This is a genomic window from Dechloromonas denitrificans, assembly GCF_001551835.1.
GTDB lineage: Bacteria > Pseudomonadota > Gammaproteobacteria > Burkholderiales > Rhodocyclaceae > Azonexus > Azonexus denitrificans.
Map to the genome: position 1 here is coordinate 82792 of NZ_LODL01000002.1, position 23103 is coordinate 105894.

Annotated in this window: 20 protein-coding genes; 13 read left to right on the forward strand and 7 right to left on the reverse strand. The window is 59.8% G+C overall.

The features are described 5' to 3' along the window. Positions 1-19 precede the first annotated feature (19 nt). The 4 genes from AT959_RS00365 to AT959_RS21940 all read right to left on the reverse strand — a co-directional run bounded on the left by AT959_RS00365 (position 20) and on the right by AT959_RS21940 (position 4242). On the reverse strand, positions 20-910 hold the full coding sequence (locus AT959_RS00365) for a hypothetical protein (RefSeq protein ID WP_157651157.1): 891 nt from the start codon (positions 908-910) through the stop codon (positions 20-22). A gap of 10 nt (positions 911-920) precedes the next feature. Beyond that, a complete protein-coding gene (locus AT959_RS00370; protein ID WP_240481643.1) occupies positions 921-1640 on the reverse strand; it encodes a C39 family peptidase in 720 nt (239 codons plus the stop codon). Beyond that, on the reverse strand, positions 1637-2017 hold the full coding sequence (locus AT959_RS00375; RefSeq protein WP_066879239.1) for a hypothetical protein: 381 nt from the start codon (positions 2015-2017) through the stop codon (positions 1637-1639). The genes AT959_RS00370 and AT959_RS00375 overlap by 4 nt, the downstream gene beginning before the upstream one ends. Positions 2018-2079: 62 nt before the next feature. After that, the gene (locus tag AT959_RS21940) at positions 2080-4242 is read right to left on the reverse strand and encodes a hypothetical protein (protein WP_157651158.1); all 2163 of its coding nucleotides are present in this window, start codon (positions 4240-4242) and stop codon (positions 2080-2082) included. Between the two features lie 472 nt (positions 4243-4714). Here AT959_RS21940 and AT959_RS00385 point away from each other — a divergent pair, with 472 nt between their 5' ends. The 3 genes from AT959_RS00385 (at position 4715) to AT959_RS00395 (ending at position 10290) form a co-directional block, all read left to right on the forward strand. Next, on the forward strand, positions 4715-8116 hold the full coding sequence (locus AT959_RS00385; protein ID WP_083518118.1) for a chemotaxis protein CheB: 3402 nt from the start codon (positions 4715-4717) through the stop codon (positions 8114-8116). Continuing rightward, positions 8085-8714, forward strand: coding sequence for a response regulator (locus AT959_RS00390; RefSeq protein ID WP_240481644.1), 630 nt, complete (start codon positions 8085-8087; stop codon positions 8712-8714). Before AT959_RS00385 ends, AT959_RS00390 begins: the two co-directional genes overlap by 32 nt. A gap of 163 nt (positions 8715-8877) precedes the next feature. Continuing rightward, positions 8878-10290, forward strand: a complete 1413-nt coding sequence (locus AT959_RS00395) for a sensor domain-containing diguanylate cyclase (RefSeq protein WP_083518119.1) — start codon at positions 8878-8880, stop codon at positions 10288-10290. Positions 10291-10328: 38 nt separating this feature from the next. Here the strand turns inward: AT959_RS00395 and rtcA are convergent, their stop codons facing one another. Both rtcA and AT959_RS20175 read right to left on the reverse strand, forming a co-directional pair. Then, positions 10329-11462 carry an RNA 3'-terminal phosphate cyclase gene (gene rtcA, locus AT959_RS00400; protein WP_083518120.1) on the reverse strand — a complete coding sequence of 378 codons (1134 nt, stop codon included), beginning with the start codon at positions 11460-11462 and terminating at the stop codon, positions 10329-10331. 46 nt (positions 11463-11508) lie between these two features. Beyond that, on the reverse strand, positions 11509-12030 hold the full coding sequence (locus AT959_RS20175) for an Hsp20/alpha crystallin family protein (protein WP_157651159.1): 522 nt from the start codon (positions 12028-12030) through the stop codon (positions 11509-11511). Positions 12031-12269: 239 nt separating this feature from the next. Between AT959_RS20175 and AT959_RS21485 the strand changes: the two genes are divergently transcribed. Further along, on the forward strand, positions 12270-12527 hold the full coding sequence (locus AT959_RS21485) for a hypothetical protein (protein ID WP_157651160.1): 258 nt from the start codon (positions 12270-12272) through the stop codon (positions 12525-12527). Here the strand turns inward: AT959_RS21485 and AT959_RS00415 are convergent. Further along, positions 12524-13207, reverse strand: a complete 684-nt coding sequence (locus tag AT959_RS00415; RefSeq protein ID WP_066879262.1) for a protein-L-isoaspartate(D-aspartate) O-methyltransferase — start codon at positions 13205-13207, stop codon at positions 12524-12526. The two genes, AT959_RS21485 and AT959_RS00415, sit on opposite strands and share 4 nt — an antisense overlap. Before the next feature lie 382 nt (positions 13208-13589). Between AT959_RS00415 and AT959_RS00420 the strand changes: the two genes are divergently transcribed. The 9 genes from AT959_RS00420 (at position 13590) to AT959_RS00455 (ending at position 22963) form a co-directional block, all read left to right on the forward strand. Further along, the gene (locus tag AT959_RS00420) at positions 13590-14093 is read left to right on the forward strand and encodes an Hsp20/alpha crystallin family protein (protein WP_066879265.1); all 504 of its coding nucleotides are present in this window, start codon (positions 13590-13592) and stop codon (positions 14091-14093) included. A gap of 44 nt (positions 14094-14137) precedes the next feature. Next, on the forward strand, positions 14138-16960 hold the full coding sequence (locus AT959_RS00425; RefSeq protein WP_066879269.1) for an AMP-binding protein: 2823 nt from the start codon (positions 14138-14140) through the stop codon (positions 16958-16960). A 212-nt stretch (positions 16961-17172) separates the two neighbouring features. Continuing rightward, on the forward strand, positions 17173-17637 hold the full coding sequence (locus AT959_RS00430) for a YbhB/YbcL family Raf kinase inhibitor-like protein (RefSeq protein WP_066879272.1): 465 nt from the start codon (positions 17173-17175) through the stop codon (positions 17635-17637). A 230-nt stretch (positions 17638-17867) separates the two neighbouring features. Further along, on the forward strand, positions 17868-20114 hold the full coding sequence (locus tag AT959_RS00435; protein WP_066879276.1) for a PAS domain S-box protein: 2247 nt from the start codon (positions 17868-17870) through the stop codon (positions 20112-20114). Next, a complete protein-coding gene (locus AT959_RS00440) occupies positions 20111-20548 on the forward strand; it encodes a response regulator (protein ID WP_066879279.1) in 438 nt (145 codons plus the stop codon). The genes AT959_RS00435 and AT959_RS00440 overlap by 4 nt, the downstream gene beginning before the upstream one ends. 53 nt (positions 20549-20601) lie before the next feature. After that, a complete protein-coding gene (locus tag AT959_RS20815) occupies positions 20602-20757 on the forward strand; it encodes a hypothetical protein (RefSeq protein ID WP_157651161.1) in 156 nt (51 codons plus the stop codon). 15 nt (positions 20758-20772) lie between these two features. After that, positions 20773-21966 carry a glutaredoxin family protein gene (locus AT959_RS00445; protein ID WP_083518122.1) on the forward strand — a complete coding sequence of 398 codons (1194 nt, stop codon included), beginning with the start codon at positions 20773-20775 and terminating at the stop codon, positions 21964-21966. Between the two features lie 165 nt (positions 21967-22131). After that, complete coding sequence (locus tag AT959_RS00450) at positions 22132-22497, forward strand: hypothetical protein (RefSeq protein WP_066879282.1); 366 nt, start codon at positions 22132-22134, stop codon at positions 22495-22497. Between the two features lie 43 nt (positions 22498-22540). After that, positions 22541-22963 (forward strand): c-type cytochrome, encoded by a 423-nt coding sequence (locus AT959_RS00455; protein ID WP_157651162.1) that lies wholly within the window; start codon positions 22541-22543, stop codon positions 22961-22963. The last annotated feature ends 140 nt before the right edge of the window (positions 22964-23103 follow it).

Sequence of the window (23103 nt, forward strand, 5' to 3'; positions counted from 1 at the left end):
GCCGCTGCCAGGCCAGCGACTAACGACGCAGGGAGTTAACGATTCCGTCATGCACGGCGGACTGCACCGACATCGCGCGCATCATCTGTGCGCTATTCACCGTTGCATTGATGGTCGTCACATTCTGGATTGTCTGATTATTCAGCGTGTTCTGGATTACCGTGCCCCCCAGATTGGCGCCAACCTGAGCAGCAATGCCGTTACCGGCGCCATTCTGCACCAGCCCGACCGAGCCGGGCATATTGCTGGCAACCACCACCTGCGGCACCCCGCCGCCGACCGCGGCTTGCAAGTCCTTGACGTTGAGTACGGTCGAGGTAACGAGTTGGCCGTTGATAAATACTGCTCGCTCGATCCCGAAGGAGACTTTGAGGGCGCTATCCGCAAATTCGAAGCCGCCACGGATATCATCAAGCGACTCATCAGCCAAGACCAGAAGATTATTGTCGAATGGGCTGCGAGTGCTACCCGCCGGCGCCTGTGTCAGCTTTTCAGTTTTTTTCTGCCCGACTTCCGCCGAATTTGTCTGACCCCGGCGGTCAACCGTCTCCAAATCCGGAAAATCATTCTCCGGGAGCGTTGGTATCTCGGGCATTGCAGTCAATACGACATCGTTGCCCGAACACTCCACGGGTTCGTTCGTGTCCAGCGGCCAGCTCGCCAAGGCCAGTAGCTCGGGGGCGACTTCCAGCGAGCGACGTATGGCTAATTCGCAAGCGCTGGTTAATAGCTCAGTACGCATCAGCAATGCGGTGGGTGTCATCTCGACTTTGCCGTGATCACGTTTCGTGGCATCGAGGCCATGCGCCAGAGGCTTGCTGGCGAACCAACTGGCAGCCGAAACGCAGACCAGCAGGGAAACACCCATTTTGCTGGTTTGCCTGCCGGAACCTGGATTGCGTAGACGCATCGCCAGACTCCTAAAAATCGTTGGGACCGCGTTTGGGCAGCATGGACTCGGCCGCCCCACGGTAGACACCGTCGGCAACCGGCCCCCTGGGGCTGACTCGCCAGTCCGCATCGGCGTTGAATTTGGCCAGTTCCGTCTTGTTCCGAATCACGAAGAGGATCCGGTTTACCCACATCTCCTTGAATTGGCTCTGCGGCATGGCACGGGTTCCCGATGACGGATCACCGATCAGGATGCGCCCTTCGCGCAAGCCCTTGACCACGACAAAGTGGAAATAGCCATTTTCCTTAACCAGGGCGATGGCCGGAATACCCGCCACCTGCAGTTGCTCGACATCAGCAACAAAACCATCCGCTTGAAAACCGCGCGCATCGAGATAAGCCTTCATGTCGAGCAGCGAAAAACCTTCCTTGCGAATCTTCGCTTTGTCGCCTCGCTCGTACATCTCCTGAAAAACATCCTGCTCACTGATCGAATAGGAATAGTGATGCGTCAGCAAAGTCGCCAAGGCGGCCGAACCGCAACTGAAGTCGTACTTCTGCCGTAGCGTATTACGGAAGCGCACATCCCTCATGCTGGTTACCGGAACCGAAAACGCGCCGCCGGACTGAATCGGCATCTCGATCCGCGAACTGGGCTCGGCTGCAAAGGCAGTCTCTACGGCCGTACTTGGCAGCAAAAACAGGAGAAGTAATGCAGGAAAGACTTTCATCGCCGATGGAAAGCTCATTTGATCTGAACATTGACGATGGTGGAATTCTGGATCAGTACATTGTTACCCGAGTTTTGAATCACCGTCGCCAGACCACTGCTCCCGGCAAAAGACCCATCGCTGACCAGGTTGCTCCCGGTCTTCAAGTTATAGGCCTGGTTATCGCGCACCAAGCCCTCAAGCGCATTCTCGCTATTGACCTGCTCGGCACCACCGCGGAGACTCGCCAGTTGCTCTCCGTTGATCGCATCACCACCCAATTCAACAATGCCCGCCGGTGGCGCAGGTGTAACCACCATCGACCCATCGGTTGGCACCTCTGCATGGGCCGAACCAGAAGCAAAGCAAACGAGCAACAAGCCAGCCATCAAGCGCCAATAATTTATATTTGTCATGACAGTGCTCTCCGGTGTGAAGAAATACCCGGAGGCCGGCTGGCCCCCGGGTTTTCGTTCAGTTACTTGCCGACGTTCAAGTTGGCTTGAACATTGACCGTTTGCTGAACCAGCGAGGCCATGCCGCTGTTTTGGCTGGACACCATGATGCCGGCGCCATTGGTGAAGCTGCTGGTGATGTTGTTGGACATGTTGAAGCTTCCGGCATCAACCAGGACCGAGCCACCGTTGCCACCGTTGCCGCCCGTTGCGCCGTTACCGACGCCACCGACACCACCTTCACCCGCACCACCTTGACCACCGGCTCCGCTCTGGGCACCAACCGCCCCATCCGCACCTTGAGCCGAACCGCCCGTGGCGCTACCGTTCGAAGCTTGGGTCGAAGCGCCGCCATTGGTGGCAGAACCATTGCTGGCCGAACCACCAGCAGCACCGGCACCGCCGGTATTGCTCGCCACGCCACCCGAACCACCAGTTGCCGTGCCACCATTACCGGTTGCATTGGCCGTGCTGGTCGCTGCGCCGCCGGTTGAACTGGCCGTACCACCGGTCCCTGCACCGCCAGTCGAGCTGGCCGAGCCGGTTGCCGCACCGCTGGAAGCGGTCGATTGACCCGTGGTTGCAGCACCGCCACTTGCAGTAGCCGTTCCACCTCCGTTACCAGCCGTCGCGGTAGCCGTTCCGGTCCCGTTGCCAGCCGTCGAGCTGGCCGTCCCGGTGCCGTTGCCAGCCGTCGAGCTGGCCGAGCCCGTTGCTGCGCCGCCGGTATTGGTCGCCGTTTGCGAATTGGCACCAGTCGACGAAGTACCGCCAGCGGCCCCGGTTGCATTGCCGGAAGTCGTTCCGCTGCTATTGGTTGCATAACCGCCGGCTCCACCCGGAGCGGCGGGATCGGCGGCCGCCGCCCCACCGTTACCACCCCATGCCTTGTTCGTCGAGAGTGCAGCGCCAGCCGCGGTCTTGCTGTTGGCATCTGCACTGCCGGTACCTGTCTTCTGACCAGAACTGGAGACCCCACCCATCGCCATATCCGCGGCCTTGGCCGAACCGCCCTTGCTCACGTCGAAGGAGGTTGCGGAGCCACCCTTGGTCATGTCGGCAGCCTTGGCTGAGCCGCCTTTGGAAATATCGAAGGCATCTGCCGAGCCGCCCTTGGCGACTGAAGTATTGTCGGCCGAACCGGTCTTGGCCATATCCATGGACATGGCAGAGCCGCCCTTGGCATTGGCATTGGCATCAGAAGCACTCGTCTTCTGGGCAGTCATGTTCGTCGCGTCACCGCCATATGCCTTGGCATCGCCGCCACCGTAAGCCTTGGCATTCTTGGCATTGCCGCCATCGCCACCATAGCCGGCCGTAGCGCTGCCATTCGTGGCGCTGCCATTTTTGGCATTACCGGCCGAGGCGCTGCCATTGGATGCATTGGCACTGCCACCCCAGCCACCATCACCGCCATTACCGCCATTACCGCTAGCGCCACCATCGCCGCCGGTGCCGCCCTTGCCATCGCCACCGTAACCCTTGCCGCCGGACCCGCCAGCTGCGCCGTTGGCACTGCCAAAGTTGCTGGCGCTATTGCCAATCCCGAAAATCTTGTTGCCGCTGACCGTACCGCTCAAGTCAACCTTGGCAATGGCCTTGCTAGTATTGAAGGCATTGTTGAAGTTGGAGGTCGCCGTTCCGCCACTGCTGGCAGCCGTGCCATAGTCCCTGGCCTTGGCATCGCCCTTGTTTTTGCTGTTGGTGTTGGTCTCGGTCTCCGTTTTGGTATCGTTATCGTTCTTGGTCAAGTTGATAGTCTTGGTATCGGAATCGTTCTTGGTCAAGTTGATCGTCTTGTTGCTGGTGCTGCTATCGGTCTTGCTATTGTTGCTGTTGTCGGTTGCCGTCGAATATTCGTTGGCCTGGACATTCTCCTTGCCGGTCTGCTTGGAGGTGGCCGTTGCGGTTTGCTGGAAGGCGGCGCCCGAGTTTTCCTGATTGGCAGTCGGCTGCAGAGCGCTTTCAGTTGGCGGCGTTGTGACCACCGGGGGATTGTTGATATTTACCGTACCTGCGTTATTGGTAGGATTCGCCAAGGCAGTCGTCGAACCAAAGGCCAATGCGATTGCCGTCGCCATGAGTGTCTTGTTCATGAGAATTCTCCTGTTCGAGGTTAGACGCTGCCCTATGCCGCGCCCTCCGCAACTCCCAACGCAACGGCTGTGCCAACCCAAAAAATTCAATACAACTAATTGTTTTTTAATGATTTGTCAAAAACAACCAGCCACCCGAGCGATCTTTGAAAAAGCCCTATCTGTAACGCCAGAGAAACAGCTTCCGTTACCTGCGACACGTTCAAGACCCCTGTTTTCAGCCGGACAACGAATCAAACAGGGGGCTCACGGGGCAAAGACGCACGGTGTACCAAAACTGAAACAGCGACGCGGGGGCCCTTTCCTGATATCGCCAGGCTGAGGCTTGCCTGGCGCCCCCCGACTGCCGTCCAATATTGCAAGTAGGCGGTATCTAATTGAGAATGAGGCTCTGCTCCTTCAGGGAAAGCCAACCCGCTGGTGCCAATGGATACCCGCTCTCGGGTAATGATTGCTTGGTAAGGTTTTGCTACTCTGATCCCATAATCAGCTAATTAGAATTTACCGATCAGAAGCCGGCGTACCTGACAGGCGCAGCGGACCGATTGGAAGGGATACTGGTTTGGCAAAAATCACATCACCGCTGGATGAGCGGCAAAGAGACACTGAGTATCCGCAGCCGGAAGCAGCCGGCTCAGGTAACAAGCCCCTTTCGGAAATTGGCCTTCTGGAGGAGTCGACCGCAGGATTCTGCATTGCGGGTATTGGTGCATCAGCTGGCGGCTTGGAGGCCATCTGCGAGTTTTTCGAGGCAATGCCCACTGACAGCAACATTGCCTTCGTGGTCATTCAGCATCTCTACCCAACGCAAAAGAGCCTGGCAGCGGAGATCATCGGTAAGCACACGACGATCAGAACAGTGGCTGCAGAAAATGGCATGCGCCTCGAACCCAACTGCATCTACACGATCCCGCCCAATTGCTACCCATCGATTTCCGATGGACAACTCTCTCTCACCCTGCCACCTGACCACAAAGGCCCCCGCCTCCCCATCGACCACTTCTTTGCCTCGCTGGGCAATGACCAGCACGAACGTGCGATCGGGATCATCCTTTCCGGTAGCGGAAGCGATGGCTCGCTTGGCTTGAAAAGTATCGAGGCGAATGGTGGCCTCGTTCTCGCCCAGACACCGGGCAACGCCCAGTTCGACAGCATGCCGCGCACCGCCATCGCTACCGGGCTGGTCAATTTTGTACTGCCGGTTGTCCAAATGCCGAATGCACTTGTCCGCTATTCGCGTCACGAATATGCCGCCGAGCCTCAGAGCAGTCTGGAAAACGAGCAAGAGCAGCTAGGTATCGACAAGATACTCAACATGATCCAAAGCCGCAGCGGCTACAACTTCAGCGGCTACAAACGCAACACCTTGATACGGCGAATCTGGCGCCGCATGGGACTGGCCTCGATACACAGCCTTGTCGACTACGCCGCGCTGCTGGCGACTGACCCGGCGGAAACAGATGCCTTGTTCAAAGATATGCTGATTGGGGTCACCGAATTCTTTCGCGACCCCGAAGCATGGCAAATACTCAAAAACGAGGCCATTGCCCCGCTGGTAGCCAGCAAGAAACCAGGCGAAACGATCCGGGTCTGGGTTCCCGGCTGCTCAACCGGCGAAGAAGCCTATACGATCGCCATCCTGATTCTTGAGCAACTGCGCGAAACCGGAAAGAACTGCCCTCTGGCTGTCTTTGCCACAGACGCCAATGAAGCTGCCCTGCAACTTGGACGCAACGCCAGCTACCCTTTGGGTGTGGCTACCCAGATAAGTAGCGAATACATGCAACGCTACTTTGTCGAAAGCACTGACAACCATCACTTCCAGGTGACCAAACCACTGCGCGACGTCATCATTTTCGGCGCCCAGAACGTGATGAGCGACCCACCCTTTTCCCGCGTGGACATCATCTGTTGTCGCAACATGCTGATCTATTTCGAAGCCGAGATTCAGCAAAAGATTTTCTCGCTGTTCAATTTTGCGTTGCAGCCAAACGGCTACCTTTTTCTCGGCAGCGCGGAAAGCATCGGCAAGCTATCAAACATCTTCACGCCCATCTCGAAGAAGTGGCGCATCTATCGTCATACCGGAACCTACCGTCCGGCCGATCTTCAACTGCCGATCCACAATGCCAGCAAGCCGATAGTGCCGCTTGAATTTCCGCAGCGGGGCGAAGCGGCGAATGTTTCACCGCCCGCCCCTCAACTGGCCAGCCTTTGCCAGCAGATGATGCTGGATTTTTTCTCGCCGGCGGCAGTACTTACCAACCCGAACTTTGAAATCCTGTATTTCTCCGGCCCGACAGCAAACTATCTGCAAATGCCGCGCGGCACGCCAACCAACAACCTGCTTGCCCAGGCACGCGAAGGTCTGCGCTCGCATTTGCGCGTCGCTTTGCGTCGGGCCATTTCGAGCGGTAGTGCGGTTTTTGTCGATGATGCCAGGGTCCAGCGCCGAAACAGCTACCACCCGGTTCGCTTCAGCATCCTTCCCGCCACAGGCAGCCACAACGGAGAAGCGCTGTTCATGGTGGTGTTTGAGGACATCGCAGTGGCCGAGAGCAAGAATGGTGAGAGTCCGCAGCTTCGCCAACTTGAAGAAGAATTGCGTGCCACCAAGGATGACTTGCAGAACTCCATCGAGCGGCTGGAGATATCGAATGAGCAGTTGAAAGTCTCCAATGAGGAAATCGTTTCGATCAACGAAGAGCTGCAATCGATCAATGAGGAACTCGAAAGTTCGAAGGAAGAACTACAATCGCTGAACGAAGAGCTGGTCACGGTCAACCAGCAACTTCAGGCCAAAGTGCAGGAGCTGGAAGGCAGCAATACCGATATGCGCAACTTGCTCGACAGTTGTGAAATAGCCACGATCTGCCTTGATCGCCAGCACAACATCCGCTGGTTCACGCCCAACATGAAAGGGATCGGCAACATGATTGCCGGTGACATCGGCCGCCCGATCAGCGACTTCTCGACCGCAGGCCTCGGCCCCAACCTGATCGATGACGCAGAGACTGTCCTCAAGACGCTCAGCCTGAAGCAGCGCGAACTTGTCTCGCAGGACAATCACTGGTATTTGCGCCGCATCGTTCCCTATCGCACGGAAAACGGCCACATCAATGGCATCGTTGTCACCTACACCGACATCACCGAGGCCAAGCAATCATCCCAAGCTGCAGCTGGCGCCATGCGCGCCATGGCCAACTCGCTGGAAGAGCGGGTACGCGAGCGCACGGCGCAACTGCGCACCCTGACTGCCGAATTGACCTTGACCGAAGAACGCGAGCGGCGCTTACTGGCTCGCGACCTGCACGACGATCTCGGCCAGGTACTGGCTATCGTCAAGATCAAGCTCTCGTCAGTGGAAGGCTCCGAGCGGCGTGGCGCGCTCAAGGCATCATTGAAAGATATCGAACAACTGGTGGACCAGGCCAACCGCTCGGTCCGCTCCCTGATGCTGCAACTGAGCCCGCCGATTCTGCAAACGCTCGGACTGGTTCCGGCACTGGAATGGCTGGCCGAGGAAATGGAGCGTCTTTACGGCCTGGCTGTGCACATCGATCACTATGGTGAACTGCCGGCTCTCCAAGAACCGGCCCGGACAACCATCTTTCGGGCAATTCGCGAATTGCTGATCAATGTCGCCAAGCACGCCAATACGAATGTGGCCCAGGTCTTCTGCCACCCGACCGACGATGGTCGTATTTCGGTATCAGTCACCGATCAGGGGCAAGGTTTCAATTATCAGGAGGCAATGAACAAACCGTCCGGCGACAGCGGCTTTGGCCTGATGAGCGTCAGGGAGCGCATCGAATTCATTGGCGGAGAAATGACAGTGGATACCATGCCGGGATATGGAACAACAATATCGATTGTCTTCCCGGAAAAGCACGAACGTGGACAGGAGGGGGTAAGAAATGGCAATTCGAGTGATGTTGGCGGACGATCACAAAATACTCCGTGAGGCGTTGAAAGGGATACTGGAGCGCGAGCACGATTTCGCGCTGGTCGGCGAGGCAAATGATGGTGCGGAGGCGATCGAACTCGCTCGCAAATTGCGTCCAGACATTATCCTGATGGATATCGGCATGCCGGTCATGGGGGGTATCGAAGCGGCCCGCGAGCTTATTGCCGAGCAACCAGAGATCAAGATCATCGCGCTGTCGACCTACTCCGACCGCCGCATCGTGCTGCAAATGCTCGATGCCGGGGCGCGCGGCTACATCGTCAAATCGGCAGGGCGCGATGAGTTGCTGCGCGGCATACGCGCCGTTGCCCACGGCAGAACCTATCTCTGCCCCGACGCCTCGGCAGTGCTGGTCGATAGCGTGCGGACCAAGAACCCGAGCGAGCCATTTTCCAGTGAACGGCTTGGCAAACGCGAACGCGAAGTCCTGCAATTGCTGGCCGAAGGCCATACCTCGCCGGAAATCGGCAAGCGCCTGCATATCGCCACCAGCACCGTCGAAGTCCATCGCCGCAACATCATGCGCAAACTTGAATTGCACAGCATTGCCGAACTGACCAAATACGCGATTCGCAATGGCCTGACCTCCTCCTGACCCGCCGTCCATCCGGAAAACCCGGAATTACAAGTATCCGCGTATCGGAAATATGGGCTTGCGGGTATTTTGGCTACCCATTGCCGGCGATAAAGTGGCTCCATGGCAAAAGATTCTTCCCGGCAGAACTCGCCGAGTTCTAGCCTGAATCAGGAGTCCGCAAATGGATGGACATTACGATTCCACTGCATTCTCGATGGCAAGGGAACAGTTGCCGCCGCAGCCGGAAGGTAATCGTCTCTCGAAAGCACAGGCCATTGAGAGTCCGATGGCGGTTCTCGACAAGTATGGCATTGTCAGTTTCAGCACGCCGGCGATGGGCGATATGTTCAAGTGCACTCAGCGCGAACTGGAGGGGCGCGATGTCGCCTCGCTGATCCCCGGCCTCCCCCTGAAAACGCTGACCCCGGGCTACAACCTCGCATTCGCAGACTTTTGGGGAAACAAAGGCGAACTGCTCAAATTCAAGGGTCACTCGCCGAACGGCGAACGCATTCCACTGGCTGTTTCGCTGAACAAACTGAGTATCGACAACACCCCGCTTATCCTGCTCCGGCTACTCCCCGGCAGCGAACATGCCATACCGAACGGCGAATTTGAACGCCTGATCGAGAGTGCCAAAAACAAAACGGATGTCGTGATGATTACCGACACAACGGGAATCATTCAGGCCGTCAATGATGCCTTCGCGCAGGCCACGGGCTATAGCAGGGAAGAAGCCGTTGGCCAGCCGGCCAGCCTGATGAAATCCGGTCTGCACACCCCGGAGTTTTACAGCAAGATGTGGCATACGCTATTGGCCGGCAATGAGTTCCAGGCCGTATTCGTCAATCGGCGGAAGAATGGCGAGATTTTTCATGAAGACAAGAATATTCGGCCCTTCATCGACAAATCCGGGCAAATCACCCATTTTGTCTCGACCAGCCACTGCCTCAGCGAATCGCTACGGACCACCCTGCTCCAACTTCACCACGAGGCCTATCACGATGCCCTGACTGGCCTACCGAATCGCCACCTGTTCGAGGATCGGCTCAAACAGGCATTTTCCCGTGCCTTGCGGCGGGGTGAAAACTTCTCCCTGGTTTACCTGGATCTCGACAGCTTCAAGGAAATCAACGACACCTACGGTCATACCGTCGGGGACGAGGTTTTACGCACCACCGCCACGCAACTCAAGGCCTGCGTTCGCAACGAAGACACGGTGGCTCGTCTGGGGGGCGATGAGTTTGCATTGATCCTGCTCGACATCCATCGCCGCGAAGACGTCGAGATCGTTCTCAAGAAAATATTGAGATCACTTGAGCAGGGCATCCATCTCGGAAATAAGCGAATTTCCATTCTCGCCAGCCTTGGCGCCAATATCTTCCCCGACGATGGGACCGATAGCGAAAGCCTGATGATGCGGGCCGATTTCGCGATGTACAAAGCAAAATCGGACGGCGGCCATGGCTTCCACTTTTTCGACAAGGATGAATTCGCGGGGAGCGCGGCAAAAAAACGGCTGGCAGAACTGTTGACCGCAGGCAAACGCCTGAATATCGCTTCCTGCACCAGCGAGCAGTCGACCCGGCACTAATCGACGAAGGGCAACTCACTGCCTGGTAAGCAGGCCGGTCAGATACCGAGCGCACTGCCCTGAAATGCGCAGTCGAACGGGATCGGAGGCATGGTCACGAAGCCAAGATCGGCTTTTGAAGCAAATATCCGGGGGGCGCCATTGCCCCGCACCAGCATTTTTCCGGGCTTGCCAGACTGGGCATCGATGCTGATCGTCGCCGGCAAAAAATCATTGATCAATTCGGCGGTGAGCAGCATTTGCTCGCTGACAGAGGAAGTCGTCAGCGCCGATTCGCCGTTGGCAAAGCTCAAGGGCAGCAACAACTGACTGGCCAGATGCGAGTCGAGCGCCCCCTCTTCGCAATGCAGATGGGCAATCAACGAATCAGCCGCCTTGTTGGCCACCACCTCCGGCGGATGCCCCAACTCACCCAGCGTGAAAAAGGACTGCTTGCTCTGCTCGAACTCGGCCAGCAACACGATGAATGCGCCAGGCAGAGGCGCCGACACCGCCCCTGAGTTGATGTCGATCGGGACGTTCAAGCCTTGCAGGCGCGACATCAACTGCAGGCGTTGGCGCGCCGCCACCGACTGATCCAGACAGGCAACCAGCGAACAGCCCGAGATCCGCAGCAAGCGGCCACGTTCGACAAGATGCAGAGGCTCGACGGCACTGACTGGCTGGATGGAAACCTGCATGACGCCGCCGCCTTTCGGCGCAAACCCGGCTCTTTCGAGCCCAATCTCGGCGCGATAGCCAGCCTGGCGGAGCAAAGGCAGCCATTGCCAGTCGATATTCTCGAAGGCCGGACTGCGTGGTGCATGGGTAACGCCGACCAGACGCAGGCGCGTTGGCAGTGGCGAAAAACTGAGCGGCAGCAACAGGCTTTGCAACAGAAGGGTCAGCGAACCGGGGGTGTCGATATCGATCACTGGCTCATGGGACAACGCCCGTCGCGGCTCAAAGCCCAAACTCTGCGAACCGATCGCCGCGCCATCGACCGCAGCGCCGCTGATGCGGGCCAGCACGTCGATCAAACGCAGGTGCTGCAATTTCAACCCCGGACTGGTCCGCCTGGCACGAATATGCGTCAGGCGAACCGCCTGCCCGGTCAGGACCGACAAGGTCAGGGCGCCACGCAGCAGCAAGCCGCCACCGCTCCCCCTCGATGCATCAATCCTGATCACCATGCTCGACTCCGCCTGTAATTCCGCTAGAGACTGCCTGCTCAAGCGGCTATTTCATCTCGACTGTTCGATGCTCGACCTTTTCGTCTTTGGCCAGCAGGACTTCGAGAATTCCATCCTTGAGATTGGCACTGATTTTCGCCGCATCGACACCGGCGGGAATGAAGAGACTCCGGAAAAAATGCCCATGGGCAATTTCGCTGCAGAAATAGTCGTTCTTCTGCACCTTGACCTCACGGCTTACCCGCCCCTTGATCACTAGGATGCTATCGCTGACCGAAACTTCAAGATCCCTCTTTTCAACACCGGGAAGCTCGACCCGAATCAGGACGTCCTGGTCGCGGTCGATCATATCCACTTGCGGCACCCGAACACCTGGCTGCGCCTCGTCAACGGCGCCCCACAATGGCCCATCCCAGGCGGTGGGTGCAAGCCAGCCGCGTGGCATCAAACGATCAAAGAGACTTTCCACTTCCTCGTTCGTACTGAACATTTGCGCCGAGCGAAACTCGACGCCCCCACCCCCGGATGGAGCACCAACTGCAACATCCTGCTTGGTTTCATTGGCCAAGACATTTCTCCTGAACGATACGGGACTACTTCGGCCCTCGCATGATCTGCAATAACAGTATGAGGAACTCCATTCGCTGATCGGCCTGTTCGCAATTGCCCGAAGCCTGGCCGCTCTCGCCATTTGACGATTTACCGGTCGCAGCCAGATTAGATTCCTGAGCGTCTCGATCGCGCTTTGCCCGCGTATCTCGTGAGACCTTCGAATAACAGGAGGTCTGGGAATCCGTTTTTTTATCGATGTCCTGGGCCGAAGAAGCCTCGGCAACCATCAATGCCGACAATACCCAAACAGTGCACGAGAATAAGGAATGCCGCATGATGCCTCCTCTGATCTGCAAAGTGCCTAATCCAGAAAGGCAAGATCGAGCAATTAGCGATGCCTCAAACTTAATCTATCGTCTCGGGCCGGCGCTCGATATACGGGCAGCGGTGTATTTTGATTACCGGTCACAAGGTAACGGCCCCGACGACGATCTCCCCAGCGTGGATGGCTAGACCGACGAACACTGCGCCGTCCCGGTCAGGGGAACGAAGACCACCGGCAGGGTGCAGCCTTGCGCAAGCCTTCCCTGCTCGTCTTTCCTGAGCAGGCGTAACGTCTGACCGGAATAGCGTTCGCCGACCGGCATCACCAGGCTGCCGCCGGGCTTGAGTTGCTCGATCAACGCCTGAGGTATCTGCGCAGCGGCGGCAGTGACGAGCACGGCGTCGTAGGGGGCATGTTCCGGCCAGCCGAAACAGCCATTGCCGGCAGCAACCTCCACATTGGCGTAACCCAGTCGCTGCAGGCGCTCGCGGGCTGCCGTGGCGAGCGCCTCGATGATTTCCAGCGAGTAGACCTGCCTGACCAGCGACGCCAGCACCGCCGCCTGATAACCGGAGCCGGTCCCGACTTCAAGCACCACGTCGTCGGCCTTCGGCTGAATCAGGTCGGTCATCAAGGCCACGATATAGGGTTGGGAGATGGTCTGGGCATGGCCGATCGGCAAGGGCGAATTGCAATAGGCGCCGGACTGCCAGTCGTCCGGAACGAAGGCATGGCGCGGCACCTTACGCATCGCCGCCATCACCCGCTCGGCCAGTTCGGTGCGACCGGTGTAGGCGGAGGTAGCGCGGACTTCTTCGCGAATTTCGCCGAGCAGGCGCTCGACACTCGATTCGACAGCATCTTTCATCGGCCATTCTCCACTACCGACGCCAATACCATTCGGTTAAGCGTCATTCCGCCCCCGCAGGACGTACCCTTGGCGCAAGGGAACGACAAATACCAAACTGCCTCCTGCTCATCTGACAAAAAAACTGTAAGGGAATCAAGCGTTTTATTGCATCGAATTGAAAATTACATAAAAGCCGTTAAGCAAAATACCGAGCCTCAAGTATTCAACGCCAACCCTTCGAAACTAGAATATGAATGCTGGGTATCGAACGCTCGACGAGCCCGTTTCCGCATCGCCCACCCGGCCAAAGCAAGTTCAAGGCAAATACACCTCACCCCGCCACACGCTTGGGAAAACGGACCGATTCCCGACAGCCGGGCACCCATTCGGGAGTTCCATCATGTTGGAAAATTTGAAGGAAACGGGAAAATCGATCAGCCAGGAAATCAGCCGGGCCTGGGACCTGCTGTCGGATGGCTGGCGTGAAATCTTCAACCGGAGCAGCAATGCCCTCACTCATTTTTCGGGAGGCAAGGACATGCCCCACCCGGCTGGCAACAATCTTCTGCCCTACCCGCGCTGGAGCCTGCTGGCTGGCGAAATCGAGGAAAGCGGCAACGAATTCATCGTCCGCCTCGAAGTGCCCGGCATGGACAAGGAAAACTGCCAGGTCCGGATCGAGGGCAACCGGCTGATCCTGAGTGGTGAAAAGCAATTGGAACGGAGCAGCGAAACCAGCTCCTACCATGTCATGGAACGCGCTTATGGCGCCTTTCAGCGCATCATCCCGCTGCCCGGCTCGGTTATTGAGGACAAGGCTGAAGCCAGCTACAGGAATGGCGTGCTGACCGTTCGCCTGCTCAAGCGCGGGCCGGAAACAAGCATGACGATTCCCGTTTCCTAGCCGGCTACGGCGCCGGGACAGTCAGCGAACATTGCGCTCGCCAAATGCACGCCGAAACGGAGTCCGGTGCTGTAGCGGCCAGATTGCTGCGGGTGCTCGGCGCCCTGGTCGATGAAATGCATCCCGGGGGCGGCTACCCGGTATCGCTCCATAGCCATCTTGAGCGCGACCTGGGTCTGGACAGCCTGGCCCGGGCGGAGCTTTTGCTGCGCCTCGGCCGGGAGTTCGGCAGTACATTTTCCGACCAGGCACTGAGCGACGCGGAGACACCCCTCGATTTATTGCGGGAGATTGGCCGACACGAGACGGCCCTCACCGGCAAGCCGCTCGACATCTTGCCGGAAGCTCCGGAAACAGCCTTGCCAACCCAGGCGAAAACGCTGATCGAGGTGCTCGAATGGCACGCCGCCAAGCATCCGCAACGCACCCATGTCCTGCTCTATGGAGCGGACGAATCAACCGATGCGCTGACCTACGGCGCCCTGCACGATAAGGCGCTGCGTATTGCCGCCGGGCTGCTCGACCGGGGCCTGCTGTCCCGGCAGACGGTGGCCCTGATGTTGCCGAGCGGGGAAGACTATCTGAGCAGTTTTTTCGGCATCATGCTGGCCGGCGGCATTCCGGTACCGATCTACCCGCCGACCCGCCTGGCGCAACTGGGCGAACATTTGCAGCGTCATGCCGGCATCCTGAACAACGCCGAGGCCAGCTTTCTGATCACCGTACCGGAGGCCAAAGCGGTCGCCGCCTTGCTGCAAAGGGATGTGCGCAGCCTCAATGAAATTCTCACGCTGGGCGACGTCGACCGCCGGCATGCCCCGCTGCACTACCGCCCGCGGGCCGAGGACATCGCTTTCCTGCAATACACCTCGGGCAGCACCGGCGACCCGAAAGGGGTGATGCTGACGCATGCCAACCTGCTCGCCAACCTGCGCGCCATGGGCCAGGCGACCGGGGTCGGCAGTCAGGACATTTTCGTTTCATGGCTGCCGCTCTATCACGACATGGGGCTGATCGGCGCCTGGTTTGGCTCGCTCTATTTCGGCGTACTGCTGGTCCTGATGTCGCCCCTATCCTTTCTCGCCCGCCCGGCGCGCTGGCTGAACACCATCTCGCGACATCGCGGGACGATTTCCGCCGCGCCCAATTTCGCCTACGAACTGTGTGCCCGAAAACTGGGCGATGCCGATCTGGCCGACCTCGATCTGTCATCCTGGCGGCTCGCCCTGAACGGCGCCGAACCGGTCTCTCCGGCGACGCTGCAGGCCTTTACCAAACGCTTTGCCGGCTGCGGCTTCAAGCCGGAAGCGATGACCCCGGTCTATGGTCTTGCCGAATGCTCGGTCGGCCTGAGCTTTCCACCGCCCGGCCGGGGACCGCTGATCGATCTCATCGACCGCGCCGCCTTTACCAGCGAAAAACGGGCCGAACCGGCCACCGGCGGCCCTGGCGAGCAAATGCAGATTGTCTCCTGCGGTCGACCATTGGCAGGGCACGAAATCCGCATCATCGACGAAACCGGCGCGGAGCTGGCGGAGCGCCGGATCGGCCGCATCGAGTTTCGCGGAGCATCGGCGACCGCCGGCTACCATCGCAATCCCGAAGCCAGCCGGCGGCTGTTCAACGGTGCCTGGCTGGATACCGGCGACCGCGGCTACAGCGCCGCCGGCGAACTCTACGTCACTGGTCGCGACAAGGATCTGATCATCCGCGCCGGGCAAAACATCTATCCCTACGAACTGGAGCAGGCGGTCGGCAACATTCCCGGCATCCGCAAAGGTTGTGTCGCCGTCTTCGCCGGCACCGACCCGGACAACGCAACGGAGCGCCTGGTCATCGTCGCCGAGACGGCAATCGAGGAAAGCGGCGCCCGGGCCGCACTGGGCCAGCGCATCAACGAGATCGCGCTGGACATCATCGGCATGCCAGCCGACACGGTCGTGCTCAGTCGGCCGAACAGCATCCTGAAAACCTCGAGCGGCAAGATCCGGCGCGCTGCTTCGCGCCAGGCCTACGAGCAAGGCCGGCTCGCCGCCCGGCCGGTGGCGGCCTGGCGACAAAAGCTGGCGCTGGGCACGGCACTGCTGCGCAACGGCCTGAGCATGAGCGCCCGCCGCACCGGCCACTTTCTCTTCGCCGGCTTGTGCTGGCTGCTCTTCGCACTGATCGGGCTCCCCGTTGCCGCACTGCTGGCCGCCCTGCAAAGCCCCGATAGCGGATGCCACCTGCTGCACGTCGCGACCCGCCTCTTCCTCCGGCTGAGCGGCATGCCGGTTCGCGCTATCGACAACAAGCAACTGCCGGAGACGACGCATCTGCTGCTCGTCAATCACTGCAGCTATCTCGATGCCCTCGTTCTCTACGCGGCACTACCGGCCAGCCGGCACTACGCCTTCGTCGCCAAGGACGACCTGGCCAGGCAGCCGCTGATCCGCGCCATCCTGCGGGGACTCGGCACCGTCTTCGTGGCCCGTTTCTCGACGGCGAAAAGCATGCAGGAAGTCGAGCGGATCAGCAGCGCGCTGAACCGGGGGCAAAATCTGGTGATTTTTCCCGAAGGCACCTTCAGCCGCGAGGCCGGCCTCAAGGCATTTCACATGGGCGCCTTTGTCGCCGCCTGCCGGAGCGGCGTGCCGATCCAGACGGCCGGCCTGCGCGGCACGCGCCTTGCCTTGCGCGACGGCAGCTGGCTGCCCCGGCATAGTGCGCTCGGCTTTGCACTCGGACCTTTGCTCGAGGCACCGGGCAACAACTGGCGAACCGCCATCCGCCTGCGCGATCAGGCACGCGGCGAAATATTGAAACTGTGCGGCGAACACGACCTGGCCAGTACGGCAATCAGTGAAGTGCGCGATGAAAATCCTTAGCAAAACACTGAAATATGGGTCATCCCCGCGAAAGCGGGGATCCAGTTTGTTGATTTTTCTGGATTCCCGCCTTCGCGGGAATGACATATTTGAATAAATAAGCATTTCCTTAGCCAAAATACCGCCAAATGAGTATTTAGGCCGCAAGGCGAGCGCATAAACTGGTAGTCAACTGGCGATGGCACCCCCGAAGACAATGAAAGGAACGAGTGATGGGATTCACACTTGTATCTGAAGCATTCAAGGACAACGGGCTGATCCCAATGCGCTATACCTGCGATGGCTGGGACATGTCGCCGCCCCTGCTCTGGCTTCACCTGCCGGAAGGAACGAAGAGCCTGGCCTTGATCATGGACGACCCGGATGCCCCGCATAAGCCATGGACCCACTGGCTGCTCTACAACATCCCACCCGACATCCACAGTCTGAAGGAAGGCATCACGAAGCGGGAGCTGCCAGGCGGCTGCCAGCAGGGGAAAAACGACTGGGGACGAAGCACCTACGGCGGCCCCTGCCCGCCCGAAGGCAAGCATCGCTATTGTCACCACCTGTATGCCCTCGACACCGTCTTGCCCGACCTGAAAACCCCGGGCAAGGCAGCACTTGAAAGCGCCATGCAGGGCCATGTCATTGCCCAGACCACGCTGACCGGTCTCTATCAAAGGGCGCGCGTCTAACCGGAAAACCGCGCAGGCGCCAAGCTACAAGAACGGTTCGACGGCCTCGCTTTCGATTTTGGCGCGGACCGCTCAGGCAGCATTTTTGCCCTGCCGCGTCGTCGACCGCAGCCAGGCGCAAATAAGCCGCAAAAACACATGCCTCGGGCTTTGTAAACGGGTAATACTCAAGTCATAATTTGAGCCAAGCTTCCCCCTTCCCCGCCAACTGCCAGAGAGAGTCATTGCGCATGCAGAATCTGGATCCCGCTCACTATCAGGATATCGTCGACAGCCTGCAGGACGGCCTCTGGGTATCCGACCACGAGCACCGGATCGTCTACGCCAACCCGGCGATGGCGGCCATTGCCGGCATCCCCCGGGAAAATCTCGTTGGCGCCAACGTGCTGGCCGACTTTGGCGAGGAAACCATCAGCAACTTCCGTCATTTCTACCTGGCTGCGGTCGACTCGGGAAAACCGACCAGATACGAATGCCTGGTCGTCACCCCGGCCGGGCGCAAAACCTGGCAAGGCGGCTGGCTGACCCCGCAGCAGAAGGATGGCAAGTTTTCCGGAATGGTCTGCACGGTGCAGGATCTCAGCCAGGCCGAAAACTCGAAGCTGCTGTTGCTGGCCAGCGAATCGCGCTTTCGCAACTTGCTGGAAGCGATCCCCTGCGTTGCCGTGCAGGGCTATGGCCCGGACGGCACCACGCATTACTGGAACCAGGCCTCCGAACGGCTCTACGGCTACTCGGCCGAGGAAGCAATCGGACGCAACCTGCTCGAACTGATCGTGCCCGCCGAAATGCGGGAACACGTCGGCAAACTGATTCGAAAAACCTACGAAACCGGGCAACCGATACCGGCCGGCGAACTCTCGCTGCTGCGCAAGGATGGTTCGTCGGTGGCGGTATTTTCCAGCCATGCCTATATCCATGTGCCGGGCCAGCCGGCCGAAATGTTCTGCGTCGACATCGACCTCACCGAAGTCAAACGGTCCGAACAGACCTTGCGGCGACGCGAAACCTATCAGCGGGCGCTGCTCGACAATTTTCCCTTCATGGTCTGGCTCAAGGACGAGCAAAGCCGCTTTCTTGCGGTCAACCGGGCTTTTGCCAAGGCATTTCAATGGCCGTCGCCGGCCTCGCTGGTCGGCCGCAACGATTTCGACATCACCACGCCGGAACAGGCCGAACTGTACCGGGCCGACGACCAGGCCGTCATGGACAGCGGCAGCAGCCGGCAGACCGAAGAATTGATCGGCTCGCCGGATCATCAATACTGGGTTGAAACCTACAAGTCGCCAGTCATCATCGATGGCAAGGTCACCGGTACCGTCGGTTTTGCCCGGGATATCACTGCCCGCAAAAAAGCCGAGATGGAACTGCTGGCGGCCAAGGCCGAAGCCGAAGCTGCCAACCGCAGCAAGTCGAACTTTCTCGCCGCCGCCAGCCACGACCTGCGCCAGCCGCTCTCGGCGCTCTCGCTCTACGTCGGCCTGCTCAAGGCCGCGGCCCCGGCGGAATGCATCGCCCTGGTAGGCAATATCGAGAATTGCGTCGGCAGCCTGAGCGAACTGCTCACCGACCTGCTCGACGTCAGCAAGCTGGAAGCGGGCGTCGTCGTCCCCAAACAGTCCGATTTCGCCATCGACGATCTGCTCGGTTCGCTGGTCGCCCTGCACGCCGCCGAGGCCGAAGAGAAGGGCCTGCGCCTGCGCTGGCGCCGCTCGAAGGCACTGGCCCGTTCCGACCAGCAACTCTTGCGCCGCATCCTCGGCAACCTGATTGCCAACGCCGTGCGCTACACCCGCCACGGCGGCGTACTGATTGCCTGCCGACGACATCAGGGCAAATGCTGGATCGAAGTCTGGGATACGGGAATCGGCATTCCGGCCGAAAAGACCGGGGTGATCTTCGAGGAATTCACCCAGCTTGGCGTCGATCCACTCAGCCGGGGCAGCGGCTTGGGCCTCGCCATCGTCGCCAAGACCGCCGCCCTGCTCGGTCTGCAGATACGCCTGAACTCACGGCCGGGCCGTGGCTCGATGTTCGCCATCGAACTACCGGACGGCGAGGACCACCCATCGGCGCCAGCCTTGCCAATTGTGCGCAACAACCGGCAATTGCGCATCGCGCTGGTGGACGACAACCCCCAGGTGCTGCGCGCCCTCGCGCTGACCCTGCAAAGCGCCGGCCATCAGGTCGTCGCCGCCAGCGATGGCCAGTCACTGTTCGAACAACTGAACGACAGTGCCCCCGACATCCTGATTTCCGATTACCGCCTGGGCCTGACCGAGAACGGATTCGACGTCATCCAGGCGGCAAAGAACCGCTTCGGCGCACACCTGCCCGCCTTCATCATCACCGGTGACACCGACCCGGCAATTATCCGCAGCATGAGCGGACGCGGCATCGCGGTGCACTACAAACCGCTGTCGATGGAGAGTTTGCAGGCCATCATCAGTGAAACCGTGGAGCGCAGCCCATCATGAAACATCGCATCCTGCTCGCCGACGACCACGCGCTGTTCCGGAATGCCCTGCGCATGAGCCTGGAAATACTGCCCGACATGGCTATCGTCGGCGAGGCACGCGATGGCGAAAGCGTCATCGAAACCGCCCGGCAGACCAGGCCGGATGTCGTTTGCCTCGACATCACGATGCCCGGCCCCAGTTGCACGGAAACAATCCAACAATTGCTGGCCACCGATCCTTCGCTCAAAATCATCGCCATGTCGGCCTATGGCGACCTCTTCCTGGTCGCCCGGATGGTCAAGGCCGGCGCCCTCGCATTTGTGACGAAAATGGATATCGCCAGCCAGTTGCCGGCAGCGATCCAGAGTGTCAGCCAGAACCGGATCTATTTCAGCGCGGACCTGGGCATTAGCGATGTTGCCGAACTGGCGCCCTATGCTCCAACGGACTGAGCGCCGCGGCATCCCGCCAAATATGCCCCGGTAGCGAGTCGACCGGAGGACACATGAACGAGCTGCTCGCCCTCCCCCTGCTCGCCAAGCAGGCAACCGGTGCCGTCGGCTACGGCCGGCGGGCAATCCGAAAGCCGCAGATGCTGCGCGATTTCGGTAGCCACCGCCGCTTGATGTCGCGCCAGTGGACCGAGACCGAGGCTCGCTAGCGAAAGCCCCGGCCCATGCCAAGCTCACGATTCCAGGCAGCCTCGGCCGGCCACTGGCTCTGCTGCCTGTTGCTGGCCCTCCTCGGCCTGCTGCAGCCCGTCAGGGCGGACACGGCAAAACCGGTCATCGAAATTTATGTCAGCCCGGGTTGTCCGCACTGCGCCGAAGCACAGGACTTCCTGCGCCAACTGGCCATTGAGCAGCCGGGCCTGCAATTGAAAATATTCGACATTCAGCACAACCCCGAAGCGCTGCCTCGGCTGCAACTGCTTTCACGGCAGGCCGGCATCGCCCAGGCCGGCGTACCGAGCCTGTGGGTCGGCCAACAGCTGATTGTCGGCTTCGACAGTCCGGCGACAAGCGGCGCCCGGATACGAGCGGCCCTTGCCGGCAGTTCCTTGCCGACTGCAGCCGATAATCAGGCCACCTGTCGCATCAGCGACGAGACCCTGTGCCGACCGGAAGACGAGAGTTCGATTGAGATTCCGCTGCTCGGTCAAAAAATCAGCATCGCAGCCGTCGGCCTCCCTCTGTTCACCATCGTGATCGGCCTGCTCGATGGCTTCAATCCGTGCTCGATGTGGGTTTTGCTCCTGATGATCTCGCTGCTCGCCGCGCTTGGTGACCGCCGCCGGATGCTGGCCATTGCCGGTACCTTTGTTGCGCTCCAGGGCATGGCCTATTTCGCCTTCATGGCCGCCTGGCTCAATCTTTTTCTGCTGATCGGGCTATCCCGTCTCTCGGAGATCGCCATTGCCCTCTTCGCCATCGTCGCCGGCTGCCTCAACCTGAAGGACTTTGTCGCCTTCGGGCGCGGTCCGACGCTGTCCATTCCCGTTGCGGCCAAGCCCGGCATCTATGCGCGCCTGCGCGCCATCCTGCAAACCGAACGTCTGTGGCCCGCGCTGCTCGGCACCGCCCTGCTCGCCTTGCTGGTACAGATGGTCGAACTGCTGTGCACCTCGGGATTTCCGGCGCTCTACACCCGGCTGCTGACACTGCACCAGCTCGATGCGCCAAGCTACTACGGCTATCTGCTGCTCTATAACCTGATGTACATGCTCGACGACGTACTGATTCTGGGCATTGGTGTCCTTACGCTGAGCCAGCGCCGCCTGCAGGAAAAAGAGGGGCGCCGACTGAAACTGCTGGCCGGTCTGGTCATGCTGGGCCTCGGCCTGTACCTGCTCCTGCCCGGCAGCCGCTAATACCCGCTTGGCGGTAGGCACGAATACCGTACCTGGAGAATATCCGCCGAGACCAAAATCCCGCAAAGTGCAATTCACGCTGGTCGGGCTGTCGGCCTCGCCAGCGTGCCTGGCCTCCTGTCAACGAAACAGGGCCGGGCTACGGAGTTAAAGGAGACGCTGGAGATGAATCGAAAAGGCCATGTGCTCGGCGCCCTGTTCGGCGCAACGCTGATTGCGTTCAGCGGCGGCGCGCTTGCTGCCGGTAACGCGGACGGCGAATGCGCCAAAGGCAAGACGCAGTGCCGGGAAGCCGGCCGCGAGCAGCACGACAGCGATCTCGCCCCCCTGAAACGACAACTCTTCGAATTCGCCGGCCTGCCCGACCGGCAGCGCGGGCCAAGCCCGAGCCTGAGCCGCACCAGGCAAGCCGCCGAGCGGCCGCTACCGGGTCGCCAGGCATGGCCGGTGTTTGGCGAAGGCATGGGTTTCCTGGGACACACGCTTTCCAGCCGACTGCTGGGCTTGATCGGCTGGTTCGGCAGCCGCTAGCCTGGCTCGGCCCCGGGCGGGGCGAACGACAGCGAAGCGGATGATGACCCCGGTACTCCGCAACAGCATTTTCCTGCTCGGCCTGCTCGGTTCGCCCGCGCTGCTCTTCGCCGATCCCCAACGCGAACTCGGCCAGCGGGAATATGCAGCGAACTGCGCCATCTGCCATGGCCCGGACGGCAAGGGCGGCGAGCGCCCGGCGCCGGATATGCCCGACCTGACACTGCTCTCCAGCAATAACGGCGGCCAGTTTCCTGTTGCCCAAGTCTATGGCGCAATCGATGGCCGGGCCGAACTTCGGGCCCATGGCCTGCGCGAGATGCCGGTCTGGGGAAACTACTACGCAATGATGGCCGTCCCCGATCACGACGATTACCGGCATCTCCCCGAAGCCTTTGTCCGCAGCCGCATCCTCGCCCTGATCGACTATCTGCAGGGCTTGCAGCAGGCAGCGCCTGCCCCTTGATGTCGATCAGCAGCTACCGACGGGCGGCCGTGGCGGCGAATCGCCTCTTGCCCTGAAGCAAAATTGCCATTTTTTGCCGGTCGACCGCAGGAGCCGCTTCCTGACATGCCTTGCGCGAAACATTGCAAAAGCAGCGGTGC

Coding starts and splice junctions, on each gene's coding strand:
- AT959_RS00440 (WP_066879279.1), top strand. CDS start 20,111: ATGAAACATCGCATCCTGCTCGCCGACGACCACGCGCTGTTCCGGAAT.
- AT959_RS00455 (WP_157651162.1), top strand. CDS start 22,541: ATGACCCCGGTACTCCGCAACAGCATTTTCCTGCTCGGCCTGCTCGGT.
- rtcA (WP_083518120.1), bottom strand. CDS start 11,462: ATGGTGATCAGGATTGATGCATCGAGGGGGAGCGGTGGCGGCTTGCTG.
- AT959_RS00425 (WP_066879269.1), top strand. CDS start 14,138: ATGCACGCCGAAACGGAGTCCGGTGCTGTAGCGGCCAGATTGCTGCGG.
- AT959_RS00430 (WP_066879272.1), top strand. CDS start 17,173: ATGGGATTCACACTTGTATCTGAAGCATTCAAGGACAACGGGCTGATC.
- AT959_RS00415 (WP_066879262.1), bottom strand. CDS start 13,207: ATGAAAGATGCTGTCGAATCGAGTGTCGAGCGCCTGCTCGGCGAAATT.
- AT959_RS00445 (WP_083518122.1), top strand. CDS start 20,773: ATGCCAAGCTCACGATTCCAGGCAGCCTCGGCCGGCCACTGGCTCTGC.
- AT959_RS21485 (WP_157651160.1), top strand. CDS start 12,270: ATGTCCTGGGCCGAAGAAGCCTCGGCAACCATCAATGCCGACAATACC.
- AT959_RS00365 (WP_157651157.1), bottom strand. CDS start 910: ATGCGTCTACGCAATCCAGGTTCCGGCAGGCAAACCAGCAAAATGGGT.
- AT959_RS00390 (WP_240481644.1), top strand. CDS start 8,085: ATGTTGGCGGACGATCACAAAATACTCCGTGAGGCGTTGAAAGGGATA.
- AT959_RS00450 (WP_066879282.1), top strand. CDS start 22,132: ATGAATCGAAAAGGCCATGTGCTCGGCGCCCTGTTCGGCGCAACGCTG.
- AT959_RS00395 (WP_083518119.1), top strand. CDS start 8,878: ATGGATGGACATTACGATTCCACTGCATTCTCGATGGCAAGGGAACAG.
- AT959_RS20815 (WP_157651161.1), top strand. CDS start 20,602: ATGAACGAGCTGCTCGCCCTCCCCCTGCTCGCCAAGCAGGCAACCGGT.
- AT959_RS00420 (WP_066879265.1), top strand. CDS start 13,590: ATGTTGGAAAATTTGAAGGAAACGGGAAAATCGATCAGCCAGGAAATC.
- AT959_RS00375 (WP_066879239.1), bottom strand. CDS start 2,017: ATGACAAATATAAATTATTGGCGCTTGATGGCTGGCTTGTTGCTCGTT.
- AT959_RS00435 (WP_066879276.1), top strand. CDS start 17,868: ATGCAGAATCTGGATCCCGCTCACTATCAGGATATCGTCGACAGCCTG.
- AT959_RS00370 (WP_240481643.1), bottom strand. CDS start 1,640: ATGAGCTTTCCATCGGCGATGAAAGTCTTTCCTGCATTACTTCTCCTG.